This window comes from Trinickia sp. (assembly GCF_057351765.1).
Genome location: NZ_JBMRBK010000069.1, coordinates 98,081 through 121,051, shown reverse-complemented (window position 1 = coordinate 121,051; position 22,971 = coordinate 98,081). Strand labels below are relative to the sequence as shown.

The following is a 22,971-nucleotide window of genomic DNA, read 5'->3' as shown; positions in this document are numbered from 1 at the left end:
GTTAAGAATGCTTTGAGTTTAGCATCGGCTACTGCACTGGAGGTTGCGTTAAGTTTGGCGTCCTGAACACAACGTTTCGAGGACGCAACATGAAGACGTACCGTATCGCGGCGATTCCCGGCGACGGCATAGGCAAGGAAGTGATCCCCGCCGGCAAACAAGTGCTCCAAGCGCTCGCGAAGACCGCCGAGCGGTTCGCATTCGAATTCGAGGACTTCGATTGGGGCGCCGACTACTATCGCAAGCACGGCGTCATGATGCCGCCCGACGGTCTTGACGCGCTGCGCGGCAAGGATGCCATCCTGTTCGGCTCCGCGGGAGATCCCGACGTTCCCGATCACATCACGCTGTGGGGGCTACGCCTGAAAATCTGCCAGGGGCTCGATCAATACGCGAACGTACGGCCCACGCGCATTTTGCCCGGCATCGATGCGCCGCTCAAACGATGCAGGCCGGAAGACCTCGATTGGGTCATCGTGCGGGAGAACTCCGAAGGCGAGTACTCCGGCATCGGTGGGCGCGTGCATCAAGGTCATCCGATCGAGACGGCGACGGATGTATCGATTCTCACGCGCGCCGGCGTCGAGCGCATCATGCGGTTCGCTTTTCGGCTTGCCCGGTCGCGCCCGCGCAAGCAACTCACCGTCATTACCAAAAGCAACGCGCAGCGACACGCGATGGTCATGTGGGACGAGGTGGCGCTTCAGATTTCGACAGAGTTTCCCGACGTCAAGTGGGACAAGGAACTCGTCGACGCTTCGACGGCACGCATGATCAATCGGCCGGCATCGCTCGATACGATCGTCGCGACGAATCTGCACGCGGACATTCTCAGCGATCTCGCTGCCGCGCTGGCCGGCAGCCTCGGTATCGCGCCGACAGGCAACATCGATCCCGAGCGCCGCTACCCCTCGATGTTCGAGCCGATCCACGGCTCGGCATTCGACATCATGGGCAAAGGCCTGGCCAATCCCATCGGCACTTTTTGGTCCGCCGTCATGATGCTCGAGCATCTCGGCGAGTTCGATGCCGCGAAGCGCCTCATGCACGCAATCGAAGCCGTCACGGCGAATCCAAAACTCCACACCGGGGACCTCGGAGGCAGTGCGACCACGGCGCAAGTCACCGAGGCGATCTGCACAATCGTCGCGGCCAGCGAGGCGACAGCCTAGGGCATGAGCCCAGCCGCAGATGCAGGATAGAGCGCGCCGTATGCAGCGGCGCTGCCATTAAAAGTTGTACCTCTTAAGGTGGAGACATGAGCATCGACCTCGAGCATCGGGTCACGCGGAAACTGATGTTGCGCATCATTCCGTTCGTGATGCTGCTCTGGTTCCCGGCGAAGCAGCGTGCGGTAGCGGCTAAAGGCAACCCAACTCGAGGCAGACGATCGACCCGCAGCAGCGAGTCAGTCTGAGCGTCGAGGGGTGCGGCGCATCGGTTGCGATGTCGAAGCCCCCCACTGCTTTTCGTCGAGAAGCCGGTCGAACAATCTCTTGCGTACCGACTCGCTCAATGCCGACATGCCCAGCAAGGCATGAAAAGCGATGCCGCTGGCCGCGAAGTATCGCAACATCGACAAATCCGGGTCGGCCGCGTCGTCTCGCAAGGCTTGCATGACCGCCTTGTCCGAGGTCTTGAGTTCTTCACGGAGCGTCGGGCTTTCGATCAGGGCGGCAAGCCCTGCGCGGGCAACGGAAGATGGCTGTTTGATGGCTTCCCTGTAAATCGCTATCTGGGCCGCGAGGATCGGTTCGTCCTTGCTGGAGCCCTCCTTCGCCAGATAGTCGGTCGCGATCTGCTCGAACTGCTGCCGCTGATAGTCGAGAAGCGCGCATAACACGCCATGCCGCGTTTTGAACTGATGCAGAAGGCCACCCTTGCTGATGCCGCTTTCACGCGACAATGAATCGAACGTCAGTCCTCCAACACCATCCCGCGCAAGGATGGTGAGCGCAGCTTCGATTGCTTTCCTGCGGGATATCTCCGAGCGTGTCTGATTATCCATGGTCGATATCAATTACGCCGCGACGATTGCGGCGGGGCGTGAGGGCTATTCAAGCCGGCCGGCGCTATTGTACCGTCGCATTCGCCACAAAAACAATCCGTCTAGACGGTTTACATAGAAACGTTGCGGTGCTACCGTTCGGTCTCGTCGATTCCGCCCGGAACCAAAGGGTTCCCCGGCTCCCACTGCCCTCGAGGAAAGCAAATGCTCAAAAAGAAAGTCGTCCCGCTTCTTGTCGCCGCCACGGCTATCCTGGTCTTGTCAGCATGCGCTGGCGTGCAGCCCGTTCCCTACTCTGGCATCTCCTCATCCGCACAATTGCGGCAAAACCACGACGAGGATGCCGCGAAAGTGCCTTACAAATACACCGCCGCCACGGTTTGGTCGCGATACACGCAGGTTCTGCTGGATCCGGTCGTCGTGTATCAGGGCAGTGACAACCAATTTGGCGACCTGAAGGCCGACGACCGCGCTTTGCTTGCCGATTACATGGGTAAAAAGTTTTCGGAAAAACTGGCCACTCGCTTTCAAATCGCGCAGCAGCCGAGCCCCAACACGCTGCGCATCAAGCTGACCTTGACCGGCGCGGAAAAAACAAAACTGCTGGTTGGGCAGTTCATGCATTTCGATCTGGCGGGCAATCTCTATAACGGCGTGCAGTCCGTGCGCGGCGGCCAGGGCGCGTTCAGCGGCTCGGTGTCGTACGCCGTGGAAATCTATGACAGCAGCAACGGCCACCTGCTGAAGGCCTATGTGTCGAAGCAATATCCGAATGCCATGAACCTCGTGGCAGCCTTCGGATCGCTGGGCGCCGCGAAGACCGGCGTCGACAAGGGGGCTGACGCGCTCGTCGCCGAGCTTCGCTAGACCCTTCGCGGGGGTCCGTGAGCCTGGAACACCGCTAGGGCTCCCTTTGGTGGGCTTGACTGCGCTTCGCGACTGTCAGCTATGCCGTCATTTGACGCATAACCTAAAGTAATGCGGCATCGAAAATAAAGCGCATTGACGCTGCCTTCGCCCCCACCAATACTCGAATCACGGCGAAGGCACTCTGAACCTCCCCGGCGATATCAGAAGAAGAGCCAGATGGCCCCTGCCGAACCGCGTCCCGCTTTCGCCATTCACGACAACGCACGTTGAGCACTTCTCGCGCTGGTAGCCAGCAGAATGAGCGCAAGGCGTCACAACTGAATTGAGCTATGAACTCGGTGGATAGAATGCTCGCCCCTGCACAGCAAGTGGAAGATCGTCTTTCGAACATCGGCACTTGGGAGTCCGGCACGAAGGTTTGGGCCAGCGGCGAGGAACAGATCCTGACATGTTGCCGCGTAGTCGACGAGACACACGACGTCAAAAGCTTCGAATTCCGTGTGGGCGACGGCTCGCCCGTTCGCTTCGAACCGGGTCAATTCATGACCGTGTCCGCAAGCGTACGAGGTCAACCGGTCCAGCGTTGCTACACGATATCGTCGCCGCCGACGCGCCCCTACTTGCTTACGATCACCGTCAAGCGCGTGCCGGGCGGTGTCATGTCGAATTGGCTTCACGACAACATGAAGCCCGATAGCCAATTGCGCGCCTATGGCCCCTCCGGCAGTTTCACACCGACAGCGGCGCCCGGCGCAACCAAGTCGCTCTATCTCTCAGCCGGTTCAGGCGTGACGCCGCTCATGTCGATGACGCGGGCGAGCATCGACCTCGGACTCGATCGCGACATCGTGTTCGTCCATAGCGCCCGGACACCGGCCGACATCATCTTTCGGAAAGAGTTGGAGCGGCTCGTCGCTCTGTCTTCCCGCCTTCGCACGTTCTTTCTTTGCGAAGGCACCGGCGACGAAGCAGACTGGACAGGGCCCACGTGTCGACTCAGTCTGCAGCTTCTCTCCGAATGGGTGCCGGACTACGCCGAGCGCGAAGTCTTCACTTGCGGCCCCGCAGGCTACATGACCGCCGTCAGCGCATTGCTGCGCGAAGGTGGGCACGACCCGGCACGCTACCACCAGGAAAGCTTCGACATCAACGCGGGCGCCGCGACTGCGGCTACAGCTGCAGCTGCAGCGGAACCGGTCGCGCGCAACGGCGACGCGTCTCAAGAAACGTTTACCGTGAAGCTTTCGCGTTCGTCCAGGACGTTCACGATGAGCGCCTCCGAGACCGTGCTCGCCGCCGCGAAAAAGGCTGGCGTCGCCGTTCCCTCGTCTTGCAGCCAAGGCATCTGCGGCACTTGCAAGACCAAGGTGCTCGACGGCGAAGTGGAGATGAAACATCAAGGGGGCATTCGCGAACGCGAGATTCAAAAGGGATTCCGCCTGCTCTGTTGCAGCCGCCCCACCTCCGACCTAGTGCTCGAACTGTAGCCGAGCGACGCACAACTACTCACGCAGTCGGTGGCTTCTGTCGAACGGGCCATGAGCGCCGTTGGCCCTGCTGGTTCAACGAAAACAACACACATCCAATCATCCCCAGGAGACGCAGCATGGCGAACGATCGGTTCCACGGTGCACGCGAAGCAGTCACACCCTGCGACAAAGAAGCGATTCTGCGGGACGTACGCGCCTATCGGCTTGCCCGAGTGCAGGAGCAACTGCTGAAGCACAAGGTGCCGGCGATCCTGCTCTACGACCCGGTAAACATTCGCTATGCGTCCGACACGTCCAACATGCAAGTGTGGTGCGGCCGCAATCCGGCGCGATACGTCATGGTTTTATCAAACGGCCGGATCGTCGCATGGGAGTTTCATAGCAGCGACCACATATGGGACGGGCTGAATCTCGACGTGGAACTGCGCAGCCCGATCAGTTGGACGTTCTTCAACGCGGGCCCCGAAGCCGAGCAACGCGCGCAGACGTGGGGTGCCGAGATCGTCGATGCCCTTCAAAAGCACGCGCCGGGCGAGCGCCGTCTCGCAGTCGATCGGCTCGACCCATTCGGCACCGCCTACCTCGAAAAGAACGGCTTCACGCTGCTCGACGGCCAGGACCTGATGGAGACTGCACGATTGATCAAGTCGTCGGGCGAACTGGTCTTGATGGAGGAATCGTTGCGTACCGCCGAGAAGGGTATCGAGCGCATGCGGCGCGAGCTCCGGCCGGGCATCACCGAAAACGAGATTTGGGCCAGCCTTCACTACGAAAACATCCGCAACGGCGGAGAGTGGATCGAAACGCGGCTGCTCGCGTCCGGCGACCGGACGAATCCGTGGATGCACGAGTGTTCTTCTCGCGTCCTGCAGAACGGCGACCTGCTCGCCTTCGATACGGACATGGTCGGGCCGAACGGCTACTGCTCGGATATCTCGCGCACCTGGCGCGTAGGCGATGGCCGCCCATCGGACGAGCAGCGCAAGTTGTACGAGCTTGCCTACTCGCAGGTCCACTTCAATATGGACCTCCTGAAACCGGGCATGACGTTCAGAGAATTCTCCGAAAAGGCCTGGAAGATTCCCGATCAATTCGTCAAGAACCGGTACTGCTGCCTCGCGCACGGCATCGGAATGGTGGACGAGTATCCGTCGATTGCGCACCAAGTCGATTGGGAGACTGCGGGTTACGACGGTCGATTCGAAACAGGCATGACGGTGTGCGTCGAAAGCTACATCGGTGCCGAAGGCGGCACGCAGGGCGTCAAACTCGAACAACAGGTCGCGCTCGCAGAGCACGGTTGCGTTTCTCTCACCGACTGCAGTTTCGAAACGGCCTGGCTGTAAGCGTGGCAGTGAAGACGCTGGTCCGGGCCATCCATATGCCGCGGACCAATCGGCGGAGATCGGATTGTACGAACGCCCCCACCCCTCGCAACACTCAAGCCCTATTGAATTCGCGGACTCGCGACAGCAGAGCGTCGGGAACGTCGAGTTCGGTGACATTGAGATGGCTGCCAGGAATTCTGACGCCCTGCCCCGCCAGTCGTTCGAGTTGCGCTGATAGTCTGCCGGCGAAGTCCGGCACGAGCAGATCCGGCTTGATCGCAATAATGAAGAGACCCACCGCCGGACAATCGCCTCCCATCGCATACGATGGTGCATCCATTGACCAATTGCCGCCGGTCATACCCGCCGCCATGATTTCGACCATCAGTGCGAGGTTGGCTCCTCGCGCACCGCCGAAGGCAAGCAGCAGTCCTTCGACGGCTTTCCTCGAATCGGTAGTCGGTTCGCCGTTTGCATCGACCGCCCACCCTTCGGGTATGGGCTCGCCACGCTCGGCGGCCTGCCGCACGCTGACGAAAGCCGTCGCACTCGAAGCCTGATCGATCACGAAGGGCTTACCTCCGTTACGCGGCGCTGCGAATGCCATCGGGTTGGTTCCATAGACAGGTCGGCGGCTTTCGAGCGTCGTCATCTGTGCGGTGGCGTTGGTCACGGCCAGTGCTACGAGACCCTGTTCAGCAAGACGCCGTGGGTAGTAACCCAGTTCACCGACAGTAAAGTTGTTCACCTGGGCAAAAACGGTGACTCCCAATGCATTGGCGCGCTCGACAATCTGGTCGAACGCGCGATCGAAGCCAAGCTGCGCGATGCCTCCGTGCGCGTCAACCTGCGTCAGCGCGGGAGCCGGCGAGGTGATCGTCGGTTCGGCAGACCTGGAAATACGCCCTTGCGCGAATCCGTCCAGATAGTCGGGAAGATGAGCGAAGCCGACCGCTCGACTACCCGCCCATTCGGCGGAGACGACGGCATTGGCCAGTGAAGTTGCGATGGCGTCGTTCGCACCAGCATCGAGCACGGCCTGCCGCGCAATAGAAAAGGCTTCCTGTGTTTCCAGTCGCATAAGTTTCCTCTAAATTTAGCCAGCCGGGACGTCTTCCCGTAACCACTCGATCAATCGCATGATGGCGGGTGTCATCGTGCGACCATGGGGAACGACGACGAAGTAGGCATCGCGCGGTTTGCACGACGCGCCCGTCAAGCGGACGAGTTCACCCTTCGCCAGCAGATCGTGCACGAGCCGGCTCCAGCCCAGCGCGACACCTTGACCATACCGCGCCGCATCGACGGCGTCCGTGTACAGGCTCGCCCGAAGCACGTAATTCAGCTTAGCCGGGCGATGCCCCGCCGACCGGAACCACGCTTCCCAGCCCATCCATCCCTCATACGTTGAGTCCGACTCGATCAGCGGAAGCGCGGCAAGCGCCTCGAGCGATTCCGATACCTCGCGTTCCTCCAGGAAACCCGGAGAGCAAACGGGAAACACTTCTTCGTCGAACAGCAGCGTAGCGGTGCCGTCACCCCAATTTCCATCGCCGTAACGCACTGCAACATCGACTTCGACATGACGGAGGTCCGCCGTAAACATCTGCGTGGTCAACCGCAGCTGCAACGGTGGCTCGAGTCGCCGGAGATTCGGCAGCCTGGGCAGCAACCGCAGTCGCGCAAAGGGCGCGGTCGACGCGAGCACGAGCTCCTGCTGCTCCGGGCCGATCGACAGACGGTCGAACACCCCGGCGATCTTCTGCATCGATTCCGCAATGACGACATAAAGCGCCTGGCCCTCGTCGGTCAGTGCGATCGAGCGATGCAACCGATAGAACAGGCGCACGCCGAGCGCGTCCTCGAGAAACCGCACTTGCCTGCTAACGGCCGCCTGGGTGACCCCCAGTTCGGCCGCCGCGCGAGTAAAGCTACTCAAGCGGGCCACCGCCTCGAACTCAACGAGCGCGGTGAGGGACGGCACGATTCGTCGATAACCCTTGGTTCCCTTGGTCATTTTGATCTGCTGTTTATCGGTCTCATCGGTCCCGCAACTGCCGCGGAATCGTTCTGAAAGACTACAGAAACTCTGCAACCCCGTGCATAACATAAAGTAATGCGATGCGAAGAATAAAGCGCGTTGACGCTAGGGCTCGCCGCTCCAATACTCGCCTCATGGCTCGATGCGAGTGCATTGGGAAAAACAATCCATTGGAGAGAAACAGATGTCTGCCAGCCCCATCAAGACCCACAGTGAACTGCTCGACAGCCGGGAACCCGGCCACGGGATGCCTGGCGAGCTTTTCGGACGACAAGACGTGTTCGAAACGGACATGGACGTCTTTTTTCACAAACTTTGGATTCTCGTCGCGGTAACGGCTGACGTTCCTGAGCCGGGCGACGTGTTCGCGGTCGATATCGGCAAGGCCTCGGTCCTGATCGTGCGCGATGACGACGAGAACATCCGCGCTTTCCGGAACGTCTGCCGACATCGCGGTTCGCGCCTCATGAAGAACGCCGGCAAAGCCAGCGTTGGCATGCTGGTTTGCCCTTATCACCAGTGGACGTATGACTTGGACGGCAGCCTGCGCCATGCGACCCACATGGGCAAGGAATTCGATACGAATTGCCGGAGCCTGCTGCCCGTCCATATCAAGGTGGTCGGCGCGCATATCTATATTTGTCTTGCCGACGAACCTCCGGCTGACATCTCGAAGCTCGAGACGGTCATGACACCGCGCTTCGCACCCCACGACATGCAGCGCACGAAGATCGCGTATGAGATGGACATCGTCGAGAACGGCAACTGGAAGCTCGTGATGGAGAATAACCGCGAGTGTTACCACTGCGGCGGCACGCACCCCGAGCTGACACAGTCGTTTCTCGCGCACGACTTCGGCTTTTGCCCCGATGGCCAAAGCGAGGAGTCGCTGCGCGACTACGAGCAATACCTCGCGCGCAATGCCGCCCGCAAGGAAGAGTGGGAAAAGGACGGCTATGTTTGCGAACCGTTCGAATCGGTCGATGAGAGCGTCGAAACGAATTTCCGCTCGCAGCGTCTCGTGATCGCAGGGGAATGCGAGTCGCAGACGATGGACACCAAGGTTGCCAGCACAAAACTGCTGGGCAATCTGCAGCGCCGCGATCTTGGCGACGTGCATCTGTGGGGGCATCACTCCTGGACACACGTGATGAGCGACCACGCGGTGATCGCCTACGCCCTTCCGCTCGCGCCGGACAAGACTCGTGTGCGCACGGTGTGGCTCGTGAATGAAGACGCGGTCGAAGGCGTCGATTACGATCTGAAAAAGCTGACCGAAGTCTGGATCGCTACGACGCAGCAAGACGCGGAACTCGTCGGCAACACACACAACGGAACGCAAGATCCGGGGTATATTCCGGGGCCATACTCGAAGTACACGGAAGGCGCACTGGAGCAGTTCGCTCGCTGGTACGACGCGCGGCTGAGAGCGAACGGCGTATAAGGTCGTTGGAAAGGCAACAAGCCCCCAATAAGGAAACCAGAATCGTGAACCGGGAGCAAATGCAAAAAACCGTACATCGTTGCAAACGGCCGTTAGCGACAAAGGCGCCTCTGTACGCGTTGCTTGCCATGCTCGGCTTGTGGATGGGTTTGACGATACCGTATGCAGATGCAAAAGGTCCGGTCGACTGCCGACGACTCAACGAAGCAGTCGGCGGTGCCGGCGACAATTTCAGGCCGCCGCTTTCAGCGACAGTCACCGGACAGGGGCGTGCCTACTTCTATACGGCTCCCGCTTCTCAGTGCATGACCAAGCGCACGTTTATCGTTCCCGGCGACAGTGTGACGGTCTACAAGCCGTTCAAGGACTGGTACCAGATCATGTACGTGAGCAGCAAGCCCGGCGAGGACCCGTTCGAAGGCTGGATCAAGGCGGATCGTCTGCGCTTGGGCGATCATCTGGGCGGCAATCAATAGCAGTTACAGTCTTTCTTTTTTTGGCAAATCGCCGAATATCGAGCATCTGCCGACAAAATTTCGTTACCTGCCGCCCCCTCTCGCCGAACAAGCGCGTGGCGTTGACTACAATAAATTGAACGTCGTCACCCGGATCGGACATCAGCGGACGACGGCGCCACGCATCCGATTCTCCGACCCACACGGACATCGGATTTTGATCGGTGTCGAAAGCGAGGGGGCTAATCATGAAATTCATGCTGACGTTTACCTGGGCCCCGAACACGCAGTCCCGGGCCGAAGCGATCGAACGATTTCAGAACACCGGTGGACTCCCGCCGGCCGGCGTCAAATTGCTCGGCCGATGGACACGCGCGGACCTCAACGGCGGGTTCGACTTGCTGGAGACTGACGATGCGAAGGCGCTGACCGAATTCGCATATATGTGGAGCGACTTGATGCAGCTCGACATCGCGCCGATCGTCGAAGATGCCGAACTGGGAGAGGTTTTCGGACGTGCGTTGAAGTAAAGCGTCCGTTGTTCCCCGCATCGATGCGATATGCGGGGAACGCAATCGCCCCAGCTTGATTCAGCGCAGCGCAATCATGCCGGGCCAGACGATTTCCAGTTCCAATGCGATCGAACGGGCCAGCCCGTCGAGGCCAGGAAACAGCGAAGCATTGGTGATATTCATCCGATACAGCCATTTCATGGCATCCACGCGGACGGTCGCGGGAAGCACGAGTTTATGCAGCAGCTCCTCGCTGGTGTCGTAGCCGTCGAGAATCTCCTGCAGCGGCTTGTCGATGACGCCAGGCACAACGAACGTGCCGGACTGCGCGATTAACCGATCGTCCATCTCGGTCGGCTCTCCGAACCAAATCACTTCGTTGCAGTTACAAAAGAAGTACTGATCGAAGCGGCCTTCAACGCGAGGATCGATGACGTCTCGCGTGAGACCGGGGTTTGCTCGCGGCAGCGCCCGGTTATTCCAGAGGGCCGGCGTGTTGAGCGCGAAAATCGCCGAATCGTCGATGGCACGCTCGAGCGCAAAAAATGCCGCCACGAATGGGCTCTTCGTGAAATCGAGGAGGCGCGTCGGTGCGCCGTGGTGCTGCATGAGCGCAAGACAGCGCAAGTCATTGACCAGCAGCGCCGGATGGTCGAGAAAATTGTGTGCCTTGCGCCGAAACACGCGAATGGCCCGCTCTTCACGGCCGCGCCATTCGCTTTTGTCATGCACATAGGCGCGCATGTACCGTGACAGCGAACTCTCGAGATGCCAAGCGGCGCTTTGCTGACCACGAAACGCCCATCCATCGAGCCCGGATGTCAATTCCATAAACTGATTCCAACTGGATAGAACCGTCGTTTTCATATCGTCTTCCGATAGTAACTAGCCGATGAGTGCCAATGCGCTCACTATAAAGCCCGGCATCGCCACGGGCGTCGGGCCCAGTGCATCGATCCCGTCTCGGAAAGGACCCGGATTGTCCTGATACAGTTATCTTTGCCTTATCCTCTCACGAATCGAAGGAGCGCTGAGCAAGCCGCAGGCCTGAGAATCACAACACCATAACGAGGAACGAAAATTGGACCGTACTCGCATGTTCCATGATCCAGCCACGGGGAAAATCTGGGCTACGCGGATCGATGGCTTGAATGTCGTGCTAACTTCCGGCGCCCCTGGCAAGGCGAAGGAGATGGTTAAGCCACACGCTGACGATTTGTCCTTGCGACGCTTTCTTGAAAAAGAAGAAGGCTCACGGCTGCGCAAGGGGATGGTGCTCGCCGATCCCCATGCGACAGCAGGCGCCCCCTGCATGCTGCGGTATCTCGGCCGTGGATACACGGGCGCGCTGGCCATTGCCGAGTTTGAGGAAAGCTTGCTGGTCAATCAATATGACGATGCCAGGCAAGGCGATGCATTGTGGCGAGTCGCACGCGATGGAAGCGGTGAGTCATTCGCATTTGTTGGCCAGAACAGCCTGGTATGGAAACTGATGCCCGTGCCTGAGCGACGAACAGTGCTGTTTCGCGCCGACCATCAGATCCGGGTGTGGGACCCGACAACAAACGGCATCGATGCGCTTACACCGCCGAACAAGACACCGGCAAGCTTTCTGGACTGTCAGGGAGCGGTCGCGGCGTGGTACGAAGAACCGGAACTCGTCGTGCGCGATCTGGCCGGCGAGAAGGACCTGTTGCGCCTGAACATCGAACCGGAGCGCTATGCCGGCCACAGCCCGCAGCTCACCGGCGCACTCTCCGCGGACGGCGCTCTTCTGGCGCATTGCGCGAAGGCGGGCCACATTCTTATTCATGACATCACGAGCGGGATGCTGCGCTCGAGCATTCAGGGCGACTTTGAAATGGTCAACAAACTCGCCTTCACGGCAGACGATCGACGCGTGCTCGTCAAGGAGAAGTATGGACGCTGGCGCCTGATGGCCTTCGAACTGGCGTCGGGTGAACCTGTTGCAACTTGGCCGAATCTGAATGATTTGGGCGATGGCGACTTCGCGATCGACACCGAACACGACCGCCTGGCCTTCTTTAGCCGCGGCCTCGCTCATGTGTATGAATTGCCGACGATGCGCAAGCATGGGGAGCTGCGAATCGATCAAGTCGCAAAGTCCGCTGCGCTTGCATGGACGCACGACGGCTTGCTGGCTGTTCGAACGGATCTGGGCTGTGTCGGGCTCTATCGGGTCGAATAAGCCTATGCGTCTGGCTCAAGTAGCGTGTTTCAGACGGCCTTGCAAATGCCGTAATGCTTGCCGTCGTAATCGAGTTGACATGTCAACTCACACACCAGGTGAAGCGGACGACCATCGTATCAACTCGAATACAGCCATACCGGCGAGCATCGCAGCCACAAAACCCCATGCCTTCGAAAAGCCTGCGCCCAGGGCGACCAACGCCGGACCCGGGCAAAATCCCGCAAGCCCCCAGCCCACGCCAAACGCTGCGCTGCCGAGAACCAGTCTCAGGGTAACGGACGAACTGCTCGGAATCCACATCGGCAAGCCCAGCAGGGATTTCTTCAGACGCTTTGCAAAGGCAAACGCAATGGCCCCGATGGCTATTGCCCCAGCCATTACAAATGCCAGCGACGGATCCCATCGTCCGGCGATGTCGAGGAACCCGAGCACTTTCGCCGGATTGGCCATGCCGGATAGCATCAGGCCGATTCCGAAAAGAAGCCCGGAAAGTAGTGCGGTAAGCCAACCCATCTCAGCCTCCCAGCAGATGCCTGTGGACGAAAACGGTCAAGATACCGCTCGCCATGAACGTTGCCGTCGCAACGACCGAACGGAGGGAGCCACGCGAGATCCCACAGACACCATGGCCGCTCGTGCACCCGCTCGCGTAACGCGTGCCGATACCGACCAGAAATCCTGCTACGAGTATTTCGCCCCATCCGGCCTGGATATCGGGTGCTATCGGGTGCCCGAGCAACACTGCCAACACGGGCGCCCCGACAAGCCCTGCAAGAAAAGCGAGACGCCAGCCCGCATCTGTCTGCGGCGAGCCGAGCACGTTACCGAGAATGCCGCTGATGCCCGCGATACGTCCGTTGAACAAAACAAGCACGGCAGCCGCGACTCCTATCACCACGCCGCCGGCCAGTGACAGACCCGGCGTGAAACTCACGATATCGATCGACATCGCCACTCCTCATCTTCATTGCGCGCAAAACTGGTCGTACAGCACGGCCATGATCGCAATCGCTTCCGTACTCGCGATGGAGTAAAAGATGTTCTTCCCTTCCCGCCGCGTCTCGACGAGCGCGTTATCGCGGAGCACCCCGAGCTGCTGGGAGAGTGTGGGCTGATGAATTCCCAACTGCTCCTCCAGATCGCTCACGCACCACTCCCCTTGGGATAACTGACACATCAGCAGCAACCTGTCCGGATTGGCCAGAACCTTCAGAAGCGCACAGGCCTTTTCCGCCGCCGATTGCATCGCCGACAGGTCGATTCGAGCGGAGTTCTTCTTCATCGCGCACTCAATGACTCACACGCACTCATTATATTTAAATATAAACTATCTGTAAATATAATGAGTGCACGCCTGCGCTAAACGCGTGATGCGACGCTCGCCATGCCCGTTCTTCTGCCGTCGGTGCAGATCAACACACGGGCCGGCGGATTTCCACCCGTCGAGGAAAACGGCATCAGTTATCTGAAGATTCCGCTGAATGCGTTTGTAGCACGCCCAAAATCAACTACTTGATGCAAGTCAAGGATGGCGGGGGCGCCTGGCGCCATTCTAGAGATGGGTACGCTCCTACATAACCAGCGGTATATTCGACGTGCCCGCAGACGGCGGGGCTGAATTGCGTTTCTATTGGGATGATCCGGATGCCCATGGAGTCATCCAGATCTGTAAGAGCTGTCGGGGCGCCGCCCGTCGTTGAGCAGCCGGTTCCATCACGCAGTACTCGTATAAATCGACACCAAAATGCCGGCAAATCGCGTAGAGTCCGTCCCGGACGTCGTCGCCGGTTACGTCGAACCGGCATCGCCAGCTGGGGACGCCGACAAAACGCGTGGGCTGACGAGCGCACGCGTGGAGCAACTGCGTGCCCGCTTCGGCCGCAACGTCGTGGACTCCACGCTGCGGCGCACCTGGTGGCGAACATTGGGGGAAGTGCTTCGTGAGCCCATGTTCCTGCTGCTGCTCGCTGCGAGCGCTATCTATCTTGTGCTCGGGGACGTTTCCGAAGCGCTGACGCTCCTCGCTTTCGTGGCCGGGATCGTCTTTCTCACCGTCTTCCAAAGTCACCGCACCGCTCAGGTTCTCGACTCTCTTCGCGAACTGTCCGCGCCCCGCGCGCAGGTGCTTCGAGACGGACAACGGCAACTCGTTTCCGCTGCCGAACTGGTGCCGGGCGACGTGGTTTTCGTCGACGAGGGAGCCCGCGTGCCGGCTGACGGAACCTTGACGGAGGCTCACGAACTGAGCGTCGACGAGTCGCTTCTGACGGGCGAATCCGTTTCGGTGAATAAATCCGCTTCGCGAGCCAATGTACGTTCCGAGCAAGCCCCGGACAGTCAACTGTTTTTTGGTTCGATGGTCGTGCAGGGTCAGGGGCAAATGATCGTGACAGCGACGGGGCCGAATACCACGCTCGGTCGCATTGGCAAATCGTTGACCGGCATCACGGAAGCCCGCTCGCCGTTGCAACTCGAAACGAGAACGTTCGTCAATCGCTTCGCGTTGACTTCGATCGCACTGTGTTTGCTGCTCGTCGCGGCCTATCGTTGGCGCTCCGGGGAGTGGCTTCCGGGTGTGCTGGCGGGCATCACGCTGGCCATGGGGATTCTTCCCGAAGAGATTCCGGTGATATTGACCGTATTCATGGCGTTAGGGGCGCGCCGCATCGCTAACGAAGGCGTGCTGACGCGCCGCATGAGCGCGATCGAAACGCTTGGCCAGACTTCGGTACTCTGTGTCGACAAGACGGGCACACTGACGCAAAATCGCATGTCCGTGCGCGTGCTGTTCGCCCAAGGAAAGCGGCAAGTCATCGATGAGACCACTCAGCGCATAGACGAGGCATATCACGAGCTGATCGAATATCTGGTGCTCGCCAGCGAAATCGAGCCTGTCGATCCAATGGAGCGCGCATTTCACGAAACGGGTCGGGTTGGACTCGCCGGCACCGGACGTCTTCACAAGGACTGGTCGCTGGTTCATGAGTACGCGCTGACGCCGGAGTTGCCGGCGATGTCCCACGCATGGCATACGCCGGAACCCGGCCATCACGCAGTGGCCTGCAAGGGCGCGCCGGAGGCGGTCTGTGCTCTGTGTCACCTTGGTGAGCGGGAAACGCAAACCGTCCTCGACCATGCTGCGCAGATGGCGTCGGGCGGGCTACGGGTGCTTGGGGTGGCCAAGGCACAGCACTCACATGCGGGCTGGCCCGAAAAACAGCATGACTTCGACTTTTCTTTCGTAGGCCTGGTCGGTCTCTTGGACCCGGTGCGTCCGGAAGTTGCGGAGGCCATCGCGCAATGCCAGGCAGCCGGCATCCGCGTGGTGATGATCACCGGCGATTATCCATCTACGGCGCGGGCTATTGCGACCGAAGTCGGAATCGACGGAGCACGGATCGTGACCGGCGGGGAAGTGGCAGCGATGGACGACGTACAGCTTCGCGATGCCATTGAGAATGTCGACACATTCGCACGGGTGAAGCCGGAGCAAAAGCTACGGCTCGTCAACGCGTTCCGGGAAAGTGGCCAGGTGGTCGCAATGACGGGCGACGGCGTGAACGACGCACCGGCGCTCAAGGCGGCGCACATCGGCATTGCAATGGGGTTGCGCGGCGCCGAAGTGGCACGCGAGGTCGCCTCGCTGGTCTTGCTGCGTGACGACTTCGCGCCGATCGTATCGGCGATACGGCTGGGCAGGCGTATCTACGCCAATCTCGTGCAAGCGATCAGCTACACGGTGGCCGTTCACATTCCGATGATCGCCGCCACGATGATTCCGGTTCTTGTCGGCTGGCCGCCCCTGCTCGCGCCGGTCCACATCGTTTTTCTGCAACTGGTTATCGATCCAGTATGCTCGGTCGTATTCGAGAACGAGCCTGAGCGGGCGAACCTGATGCGTGTGCCGCCACGACGCGCCGGCGAGCGGCTGCTTTCGAACCGCGCACTGGCTCGAGGGGCAACGGCTGGCCTTTTGGCAGCCATGCTCGTATTAGGGCTCTATGCGGGTCTGCTGACTCAAGGCTACCCACTGCCCTTCGCTCGTACACTCGTATTTGCGACACTCGTGGCGGGCAATGTTGCGTTGATCTTTGTAATCCGCGTATTGCCGCAGTCTGGGACCCGTGTGCATGCGCCCCAGCGGAATCGCTATCTTTGGATTGTTCTGAGCATTACGGTGGTGGCGCTCGTGCTTTTGACGACCGTTCCCGCCCTGGCGCGACTGTTCGGACTGGTTGCGCTGTTCGGTCCTTGATGCGGGCATGTATCGAGGCGCGTAACATGACCGAAGACGACGTAGGAGGCTGACATGGAAAATACACACCATTTTCATTTCGAGCTGCAGCATGCGACGAAGCCCACCTACGTCGTGAGCTACGTGTTCCCGGCGCTATTGTTCATCTATGAGCTCTACCGTGTCGGGTCCTGGATTGCGGCATTCGGCATGAGCTTCGCGAACTTCAAGCAGATGGGCTACGAGTATGGGCTGATGCTCGCGGTGTTCGTGGTGCAGGTGGTCGTCGAAGCGCTGTTTCTCGTCGTTGCCTGGCTTTATCGGCACGCCGATCTCGAGCATCGTCTGACGAACCTGGCGATGGGGCTTCTTTGCTCGTTCGCCGTGCTCGCCTTCGATTACTGGCTGCAGGCCGCGTTCTGATGAGGGTGACAACGACGCCCCCGACGCGGATCGCGGAGAAGCGGCTGAGAGCAACTATGGCGCGAGCGCTTAGAACATCGCGAAAGAACCGTCACGAAAGCCCAAATGTCTTTCTCAAGCTTGCATCGACGGGACCGGCCGGCATGAAGCGACGCAATTTACTCAGCAAAGAGGCTTGACCTTTCGGCGCGCGCCGCATTTTCCATTCGCCCAACGCCGCATCGACGATCGTGGTTGCGACGCCATCGGGCTCTGGCGCCTCGCTGACACTTTTTTGAATGGCGCGGGAAACGACTGCGCGCTCATCGTCGTAGGCTGCGATCTTGGACGCAGCATGGGGTGCATTGAGATCCAGATTGGTCTTGGTATAGGAAGGCTCGACCAGCACCACGCGGACTCCGAACTTGCGCACCTCATGATCCAGGGTCTCGGACATTCCTTCGACGGCATGCTTGGAAGCCGAATAGAGCCCCATGTACGGAGCCGGAAGGAAGCCGAGCACGGAACTAATGTTGACGATTCGTCCCGCACGCTGCGCGCGCATATGCGGCAGCACCGCTTGTATCGTTCGCAAAACCCCAAAAACGTTGGTATCGAACAGTGCCTGGGCCTCGGCAATCGACGTTTCCTCGGTCGCGCCGAGCAAGGTCACGCCCGCGCTATTGATCAGCACGTCGATGCGCCCAGCTCGAGCGATGACGGCCTCGAATCCGCGTTGAACCGAAGTGTCGTCACGGATATCCATTTCGATCAGCACAACACCCGGTATGGGCTGTGCGTTTGCAGGGTTACGTACCGTGCCGAATACCTGGCAACCTCGTTTGACGAACTTCTCTGCGGTGGCGCGCCCGATACCCGATGACACGCCGGTCACAACGACCACTTTGGAATTCGACATAGCAGTTCTCTTCTAGCAGGTGAATGAGGATAAAGAGCGGATGAGCCGCCCCGCCGGGTCTTTCATTCGAGGTTCATGACTTGGCGGCGAACTCGTCATCGAGCATCTCTTTCACGGACTGCGCGTGTTCGTGCGGGCCTATCCCCCGATCGTTCGTATCACGCGGCCTGATCTTGAACCAGATCGAATACATGGCCGGCAGGAACATCAGCGTCAAGATTGTTCCAGCCAACGTACCGCCGATCAATGTGTACGCGAGGGTTCCCCAGAACACCGAATGAGTCAGCGGGATAAAGGCAAAAATCGCTGCCAACGCGGTCAGGACCACCGGTCGCGCACGCTGCACGGTGGCTTCGACGAGCGCGTGAAACGGATCCAATCCCGCCCGTTCGTTCTCGCGAATCTGACCGATCAGAATCAGTGTGTTGCGCATCAGGATGCCCGAGAGCGCAATCAAGCCAACCAACGCATTGATGCCGAACGGTTGGCGAAACAGAATCAGCGTCGGCACCACACCGATCAGCCCCAGCGGGCTGGTCAGGAACACCATGACCATTGCGGAGATGGAGCGCACCTGAAAGATGATGATGAGCAACGTAATCGCCAGCATGATTGGAAAGAGCGGCAACATGGCTTTCGTCGCTTTGCCCGACTCCTCGATCGAGCCGGCCTGCTCGATGCGATACCCGCTCGGCAGCTTGTCGACGATGGGCTGAAGCTGTTTGGTGATCGCCGCCGACACATCCGGGGGCTGCAAGCCATCGGCGATATCGCCGCGCACGGTGATCGTCGGCATACGGTCGCGCCGCCGCATGATCGGCTCCTCCATGCGCACCTCGATCTTGCCCACTTGCGACAGCGGGATGCGCTGCCCGTTGGCGCCCGCCAATGTGAAGTCGCCTATTTTGGCCGGGTCCAAGCGGGTGTCGCCGGCCGAGCGGGCGATAACCTGCACCGTACGAATGTCCTCACGTACGGTAGTGACAGGGACGCCGGTCAGCAGGAATTGCAGCTGCTGCGCCACGGCGCTGGAGCTCAGTCCCACTGCCTGCAATCGGTCCTGCTGCAACGTGAAGTGCAGGCTGGGCGTGCGCGTGCCCCAGTCGGTGTTGACCGTGCGCATCATCGGGCTGGCATTCATCACGTGCTCAACTCGAGCCGCAATATCGCGCAGCTTGTCCGGATCGGGACCCGTGACGCGGTATTCAACGGGGAACGGCGAATAGGGACCGAATACGAGTTGCGTCACGCGCACGCGCGCTTCGGAGGCCAGGCCGTCGGCGACGGCTTGTCGCAACCGCTGCTTCAACGCGTCGCGCTCATCCTGACTGTCGGTGCGCACCACGATCTTGGCAAACGACGGATCGGGCAACTCCGGACCCATGGCCAAATAGAAGCGTGGCGCACCCTGACCCACGTAGGCCGTGACGATCTTGGCTTCCTTTTGTTTGGCAAGCCAGGCTTCCACCTTCGCCGTGGCGGCGCTCGTTTGCACGATCGACGTGCCATAGGGCATCTGCACTTCGACGAGCACTTCGGGGCGATCGGAAATCGGGAAGAACTGCTTTTTCACTACCGCCATACCGCCGATAGCCAAAACGAAGAGGCCCACGACCGAACCCGCGACCAGCCACTTGCGCGCAATCACCCGCCCCAGCAACCGACGGAAACGGTTGTAACGCGGCGTGTCGTAGATCGCGTTGTGGCCTCCTTCGACTTTCTTGAAGTCGGGCAGCAGCTTGACACCCAAGTAGGGTGTGAAGACCACGGCGACGACCCATGACGCGATCAGTGCAATGCCAACGATCCAGAACATATTGCTGGTGTATTCGCCAGCCGTGGATCGGGCGAAGCCGTTGGGCATGAAGCCGACGGCCGTCACGAGCGTGCCCGATAGCATCGGTGCCGCGGTATGGCTCCACGCATAGGCGGAAGCGGCCACGCGGTCGTAACCCTCCTCCATTTTCACCACCATCATTTCAATGGCGATGATCGCGTCGTCCACCAGCAGACCCAGCGCAAGAATCAAGGACCCGAGCGTGATGCGATCGAAATTTTTGCCCGTCGCCGCCATCACCATGAAGACGGCCGCCAGCGTCAGCGGTACCGCCGCAGCAACGACGACGCCCACGCGCCAGCCCATGCTGATGAAGCTCACCAGCATCACCACCAGCAATGCGGCGAAGAACTTGATCATGAACTCGTCAACCGCCGACTTGATGTTGACGGCCTGGTCCGTCACCTTGCTCAGGCTCATGCCGAGCGGCAACTCGGCGTTGATCGTACCCACCTCCGAGTCCAGTGCCTTGCCGAGATCGAGTCCGTTCCAGCCGTCGCGCATGACGATGCCCAATAGCAAGGCCGGCTCGCCGTTGTTGCGGATCATGAATGTCGCGGGATCTTCGTAGCCACGGCTGACGGTGGCAATATCCGACAGCTTCAGCGTGCGACCTTGCGCCGTGACCGGTGTGTCGCGAATCTTCTGCAATGCGTCGAAGGCGCCGTCCAAACGAACGACCACATCGGGGCCCTTGGTCTCTATCGAGCCGGCCGGCGTCAAGGCGTTCTGGCCGTTGAGCGCGGCGAACACGTCCTGCGGACTGACACCCAATGTGGCCAGACGCTCATGCGAGAACTGAACGTAGATTCGCTCCGCCTGCTCGCCGATGATGTTGACCTTCTTCACGCCCGGAACATGCAACAACCGTTGGCGCAACTTCTCGGCATCGCGCACCATCAAGCGCTGCGGTTCGCCCTTGGCCTTGAGCGCGAACAGCCCAAAGGTGACATCGGCGTATTCGTCGTTGACCATGGGGCCGATCACGCCAGGGGGAAGATTGGCGAGCTCGTCGCCGACTTTTTTCCGGGCTTGGTAGAACTCCTCCTGCACTTGCGAAGGCGGCGTGCTGTCGAGCAACGTCAAGGTCGTGAAGGCCAGCCCCGGTCGCGTGTAGGTTTCGGTCCGGTCGTACCAGCGCAACTCCTGCATGCGCTTTTCGATCTTCTCGGCAACCTGGTCCTGCATTTCCTGCGCGGTGGCACCCGGCCACGCGGTGATGATCGTCATCACCTTGACCGTAAAGGCCGGATCCTCCGCGCGCCCGAGCTTGAAGAACGAAATGAGTCCCGCCAGCGAAATCAGGCAGATCAGGAACAAGGTGATGGCGCGCTCGCGCACGGCGAGCGCCGATAGGTTGAAACGGCCTGTACTCACGGACGGACTCCTTGGGTCGCCGCGGCAACGGTTTGGCCTGCCACCCGAACACGCTCGCCCTCGTGCAGCAGATGTGCGCCGAGCGCGACGACCCGGTCGCCTTGTTGGAGTCGAGCGGTGATGCGTGCGCTGTCGTCATCCAGATGCTGAATTGAAACCGGCCGCCAGGACACCTTGGCCGGCTCGCCGTCGATGACCCATACCCCGGGGCCCTTGCCCGTGTCGAGCAGTGCCCCCATCGGCACTTGCAACGCGCCTTGCACGGAGGAGCGCGCGTCCGGAATCTGGATCGTCACCGTGGCGCCCAACGGGGCGTTGGCCAGATCTCCTTGCAGGACATACCGCGCTTCGAACGTGCGCGTGAGGCGATCCGCAGTATCGGAGAGTTGGCGAAGCGTGGCCGGGACACTTACGCCTTGCGTGCCGAAGAGTGTCGCTTGTGCCACTGAACCGATCTCGGGGCGCAGCGTTTCAGGCAACTGAATGACGGCCTCGCGACGCCCGGCGTGGGCCAAGCGCACCACCGTCTGTCCGGCGGTCACGACCTGGCCTGGTTCGGCCAGCGTTTCCATGACGACACCATCCGCGTCCGCCACCAGCTCGGCATATCGGGTCGCGTTACGGGCCACGTCGGCTTGCGCTTCCGCGGCACTGAGCTGGGCTTTGGCCGCATCCGCCGCCGACTTGACCTGGTCGTAGGCCGAAGCCGATATCGCGCCGGTGCCGCGCAGGTCTCGGTAGCGAGCTTCATCGCCCGCCGTCTGCAGCGCCCGTGCTCGTGCGGCTGCAACCGCCTCCTGCTGAGCCTGCGCGGCCAGCTTCAGATCGACGGGATCGATGCGCATGAGCGGCTGACCACGTTTGACGGTCTGCCCCGCATCCACCAGCCGCTCGAGCACCTTGCCCGACACGCGAAACCCGAGGTCGCTCTGCACGCGTGCGGCGACGGTTCCCGTAAACGAACGCGATGCGGCACTCGCGTTCTGAACGATCGCGGAACGCACGAGCGGCACCTCGGTGCGCGGATCGGAGGGGGCCTTACCGCCGCAAGCGACGAGCGCAAACGGCAAGGCACAAACGACAAAGGAAACCAGGCGGCGGAAGCGCATGAAAGTCTCATCGGCGAAGTGATGACGGCTTTCATTATTGTTCGAGTGACCAAATTAGTCAATAGTCACACCGAAATTTCATGGGGACAGACTGCGAAGGACGAGGCTCGACAGGTGCGCCGGCGCCGTATCGGTGTAATCGAAGCTGTGCTGCAGCAGCAGCGGGTTGAGGTACGGCCGCAGAACGAGGTAAATCGCCATGGCAGTCTCGTCCAGGGGCGTTTTGCGCTCGAAGTCCCCACTCTGCCTGCCCTCTTGCAGGACTTCCTGAAGCAACTGCTGGACGCGCTCCTCATACGCACGCGCGGCCTGCCACTGTTCAGTGGCCGCCGATGCCGCGATCTCGTAAAGCTTGCGGTCCTGAAAAAACAGGCGAAGGCTCGCCTGCGTGAAGACCTTGAACATGCGCCGCAGCTTCTCCGGCGGCAGCTCGGCCTCCGCCACAGCCGCCCTGACCTCGGTTTCGATCTGGCTCAGGCAGTTCGCACAGATCATTTCGCCAATCGCCTGCTTGGACTCGAAGAACTTGTAGATGTATGCCTTCGAGAAGCCGATCGCCTTGGCGAGGTCGGAGACGGTCGTTTTCTCGTAGCCATACCGGCTGAAGTGCTCGGTGGCGGCCGCCACGATCTGATTGCGCACCTCGTGATCGGCCGGGCCGCGAACGGGGGAAGGGATTGCTTTTTTCATAGCTCCAGCTTAGTGCCAACCTCAGGAAGTAACAACTAGTGAC

Annotated in this window: 22 protein-coding genes; 11 read left to right on the top strand and 11 right to left on the bottom strand. The window is 60.3% G+C overall.

Annotation, left to right across the window (positions count from 1 at the left end; translation table 11 throughout):
- The first annotated feature begins 89 nt into the window (after positions 1–89).
- Together ACO1XS_RS18850 and ACO1XS_RS18845 are read left to right on the top strand one after the other, a co-directional pair.
- Positions 90–1,172 carry a tartrate dehydrogenase gene (locus ACO1XS_RS18850; protein ID WP_486391388.1) on the top strand — a complete coding sequence of 361 codons (1,083 nt, stop codon included), beginning with the start codon at positions 90–92 and terminating at the stop codon, positions 1,170–1,172.
- An 86-nt stretch (positions 1,173–1,258) separates the two neighbouring features.
- Complete coding sequence (locus tag ACO1XS_RS18845; RefSeq protein ID WP_486391413.1) at positions 1,259–1,417, top strand: hypothetical protein; 159 nt, start codon at positions 1,259–1,261, stop codon at positions 1,415–1,417.
- Here ACO1XS_RS18845 and ACO1XS_RS18840 read toward each other — a convergent pair.
- Positions 1,409–2,008: a TetR/AcrR family transcriptional regulator gene (locus tag ACO1XS_RS18840; RefSeq protein ID WP_486391410.1), complete on the bottom strand. Its 600-nt coding sequence runs from the start codon at positions 2,006–2,008 to the stop codon at positions 1,409–1,411. The two genes, ACO1XS_RS18845 and ACO1XS_RS18840, sit on opposite strands and share 9 nt — an antisense overlap.
- A gap of 204 nt (positions 2,009–2,212) precedes the next feature.
- Here ACO1XS_RS18840 and ACO1XS_RS18835 point away from each other — a divergent pair, with 204 nt between their 5' ends.
- From ACO1XS_RS18835 to ACO1XS_RS18825, 3 genes are all read left to right on the top strand, one after another.
- Positions 2,213–2,875, top strand: a complete 663-nt coding sequence (locus tag ACO1XS_RS18835; protein ID WP_486391387.1) for a DUF3313 domain-containing protein — start codon at positions 2,213–2,215, stop codon at positions 2,873–2,875.
- A 332-nt stretch (positions 2,876–3,207) separates the two neighbouring features.
- Entirely contained in the window at positions 3,208–4,365 is a 1,158-nt protein-coding gene (locus ACO1XS_RS18830) for an FAD-binding oxidoreductase (protein ID WP_486391386.1), read from the top strand.
- Between the two features lie 119 nt (positions 4,366–4,484).
- Positions 4,485–5,714, top strand: a complete 1,230-nt coding sequence (locus tag ACO1XS_RS18825; RefSeq protein ID WP_486391385.1) for a M24 family metallopeptidase — start codon at positions 4,485–4,487, stop codon at positions 5,712–5,714.
- A 94-nt stretch (positions 5,715–5,808) separates the two neighbouring features.
- Here ACO1XS_RS18825 and ACO1XS_RS18820 read toward each other — a convergent pair whose 3' ends face one another.
- Together ACO1XS_RS18820 and ACO1XS_RS18815 are read right to left on the bottom strand one after the other, a co-directional pair.
- Positions 5,809–6,777: an Ldh family oxidoreductase gene (locus tag ACO1XS_RS18820; RefSeq protein WP_486391384.1), complete on the bottom strand. Its 969-nt coding sequence runs from the start codon at positions 6,775–6,777 to the stop codon at positions 5,809–5,811.
- Between the two features lie 15 nt (positions 6,778–6,792).
- Positions 6,793–7,713: a LysR substrate-binding domain-containing protein gene (locus ACO1XS_RS18815; protein WP_486391383.1), complete on the bottom strand. Its 921-nt coding sequence runs from the start codon at positions 7,711–7,713 to the stop codon at positions 6,793–6,795.
- 208 nt (positions 7,714–7,921) lie between these two features.
- Here ACO1XS_RS18815 and ACO1XS_RS18810 point away from each other — a divergent pair, with 208 nt between their 5' ends.
- The 3 genes from ACO1XS_RS18810 (at position 7,922) to ACO1XS_RS18800 (ending at position 10,166) form a co-directional block, all read left to right on the top strand.
- Positions 7,922–9,181, top strand: coding sequence for an aromatic ring-hydroxylating oxygenase subunit alpha (locus ACO1XS_RS18810; RefSeq protein WP_486391382.1), 1,260 nt, complete (start codon positions 7,922–7,924; stop codon positions 9,179–9,181).
- A 128-nt stretch (positions 9,182–9,309) separates the two neighbouring features.
- On the top strand, positions 9,310–9,657 hold the full coding sequence (locus ACO1XS_RS18805) for a hypothetical protein (protein WP_486391381.1): 348 nt from the start codon (positions 9,310–9,312) through the stop codon (positions 9,655–9,657).
- Between the two features lie 227 nt (positions 9,658–9,884).
- On the top strand, positions 9,885–10,166 hold the full coding sequence (locus tag ACO1XS_RS18800) for a DUF3303 domain-containing protein (protein ID WP_486391380.1): 282 nt from the start codon (positions 9,885–9,887) through the stop codon (positions 10,164–10,166).
- A 60-nt stretch (positions 10,167–10,226) separates the two neighbouring features.
- Here ACO1XS_RS18800 and ACO1XS_RS18795 read toward each other — a convergent pair whose 3' ends face one another.
- On the bottom strand, positions 10,227–10,979 hold the full coding sequence (locus ACO1XS_RS18795) for an FRG domain-containing protein (RefSeq protein ID WP_486391379.1): 753 nt from the start codon (positions 10,977–10,979) through the stop codon (positions 10,227–10,229).
- 265 nt (positions 10,980–11,244) lie between these two features.
- Here ACO1XS_RS18795 and ACO1XS_RS18790 point away from each other — a divergent pair, with 265 nt between their 5' ends.
- Positions 11,245–12,357 (top strand): WD40 repeat domain-containing protein, encoded by a 1,113-nt coding sequence (locus ACO1XS_RS18790; RefSeq protein ID WP_486391378.1) that lies wholly within the window; start codon positions 11,245–11,247, stop codon positions 12,355–12,357.
- Positions 12,358–12,444: 87 nt separating this feature from the next.
- Here the strand turns inward: ACO1XS_RS18790 and ACO1XS_RS18785 are convergent, their stop codons facing one another.
- From ACO1XS_RS18785 to ACO1XS_RS18775, 3 genes are read right to left on the bottom strand one after another with little or no spacing between them, the layout of a single operon-like run.
- A complete protein-coding gene (locus ACO1XS_RS18785) occupies positions 12,445–12,873 on the bottom strand; it encodes a DUF6691 family protein (RefSeq protein WP_331574239.1) in 429 nt (142 codons plus the stop codon).
- Between the two features lies 1 nt (position 12,874).
- Positions 12,875–13,309 (bottom strand): YeeE/YedE family protein, encoded by a 435-nt coding sequence (locus ACO1XS_RS18780; protein WP_486391377.1) that lies wholly within the window; start codon positions 13,307–13,309, stop codon positions 12,875–12,877.
- 15 nt (positions 13,310–13,324) lie between these two features.
- Positions 13,325–13,642 (bottom strand): metalloregulator ArsR/SmtB family transcription factor, encoded by a 318-nt coding sequence (locus ACO1XS_RS18775; RefSeq protein ID WP_331574235.1) that lies wholly within the window; start codon positions 13,640–13,642, stop codon positions 13,325–13,327.
- Between the two features lie 462 nt (positions 13,643–14,104).
- Here ACO1XS_RS18775 and ACO1XS_RS18770 point away from each other — a divergent pair, with 462 nt between their 5' ends.
- On the top strand, positions 14,105–16,615 hold the full coding sequence (locus ACO1XS_RS18770) for a cation-translocating P-type ATPase (protein WP_331574233.1): 2,511 nt from the start codon (positions 14,105–14,107) through the stop codon (positions 16,613–16,615).
- Positions 16,616–16,669: 54 nt separating this feature from the next.
- Positions 16,670–17,017 (top strand): hypothetical protein, encoded by a 348-nt coding sequence (locus ACO1XS_RS18765; protein WP_331574231.1) that lies wholly within the window; start codon positions 16,670–16,672, stop codon positions 17,015–17,017.
- 91 nt (positions 17,018–17,108) lie between these two features.
- On the opposite strand, the gene ACO1XS_RS18760 is transcribed toward ACO1XS_RS18765, so the two are convergent.
- The 4 genes from ACO1XS_RS18760 to ACO1XS_RS18745 form a co-directional block, all read right to left on the bottom strand.
- Entirely contained in the window at positions 17,109–17,915 is an 807-nt protein-coding gene (locus ACO1XS_RS18760; protein WP_486391376.1) for an oxidoreductase, read from the bottom strand.
- Positions 17,916–17,988: 73 nt separating this feature from the next.
- Positions 17,989–21,129: an efflux RND transporter permease subunit gene (locus ACO1XS_RS18755; RefSeq protein ID WP_331574227.1), complete on the bottom strand. Its 3,141-nt coding sequence runs from the start codon at positions 21,127–21,129 to the stop codon at positions 17,989–17,991.
- Positions 21,126–22,238 (bottom strand): efflux RND transporter periplasmic adaptor subunit, encoded by a 1,113-nt coding sequence (locus ACO1XS_RS18750; RefSeq protein WP_486391375.1) that lies wholly within the window; start codon positions 22,236–22,238, stop codon positions 21,126–21,128. The genes ACO1XS_RS18755 and ACO1XS_RS18750 overlap by 4 nt, the downstream gene beginning before the upstream one ends.
- A 78-nt stretch (positions 22,239–22,316) precedes the next feature.
- On the bottom strand, positions 22,317–22,928 hold the full coding sequence (locus tag ACO1XS_RS18745; protein ID WP_486391374.1) for a TetR/AcrR family transcriptional regulator: 612 nt from the start codon (positions 22,926–22,928) through the stop codon (positions 22,317–22,319).
- Positions 22,929–22,971: the final 43 nt, after the last annotated feature.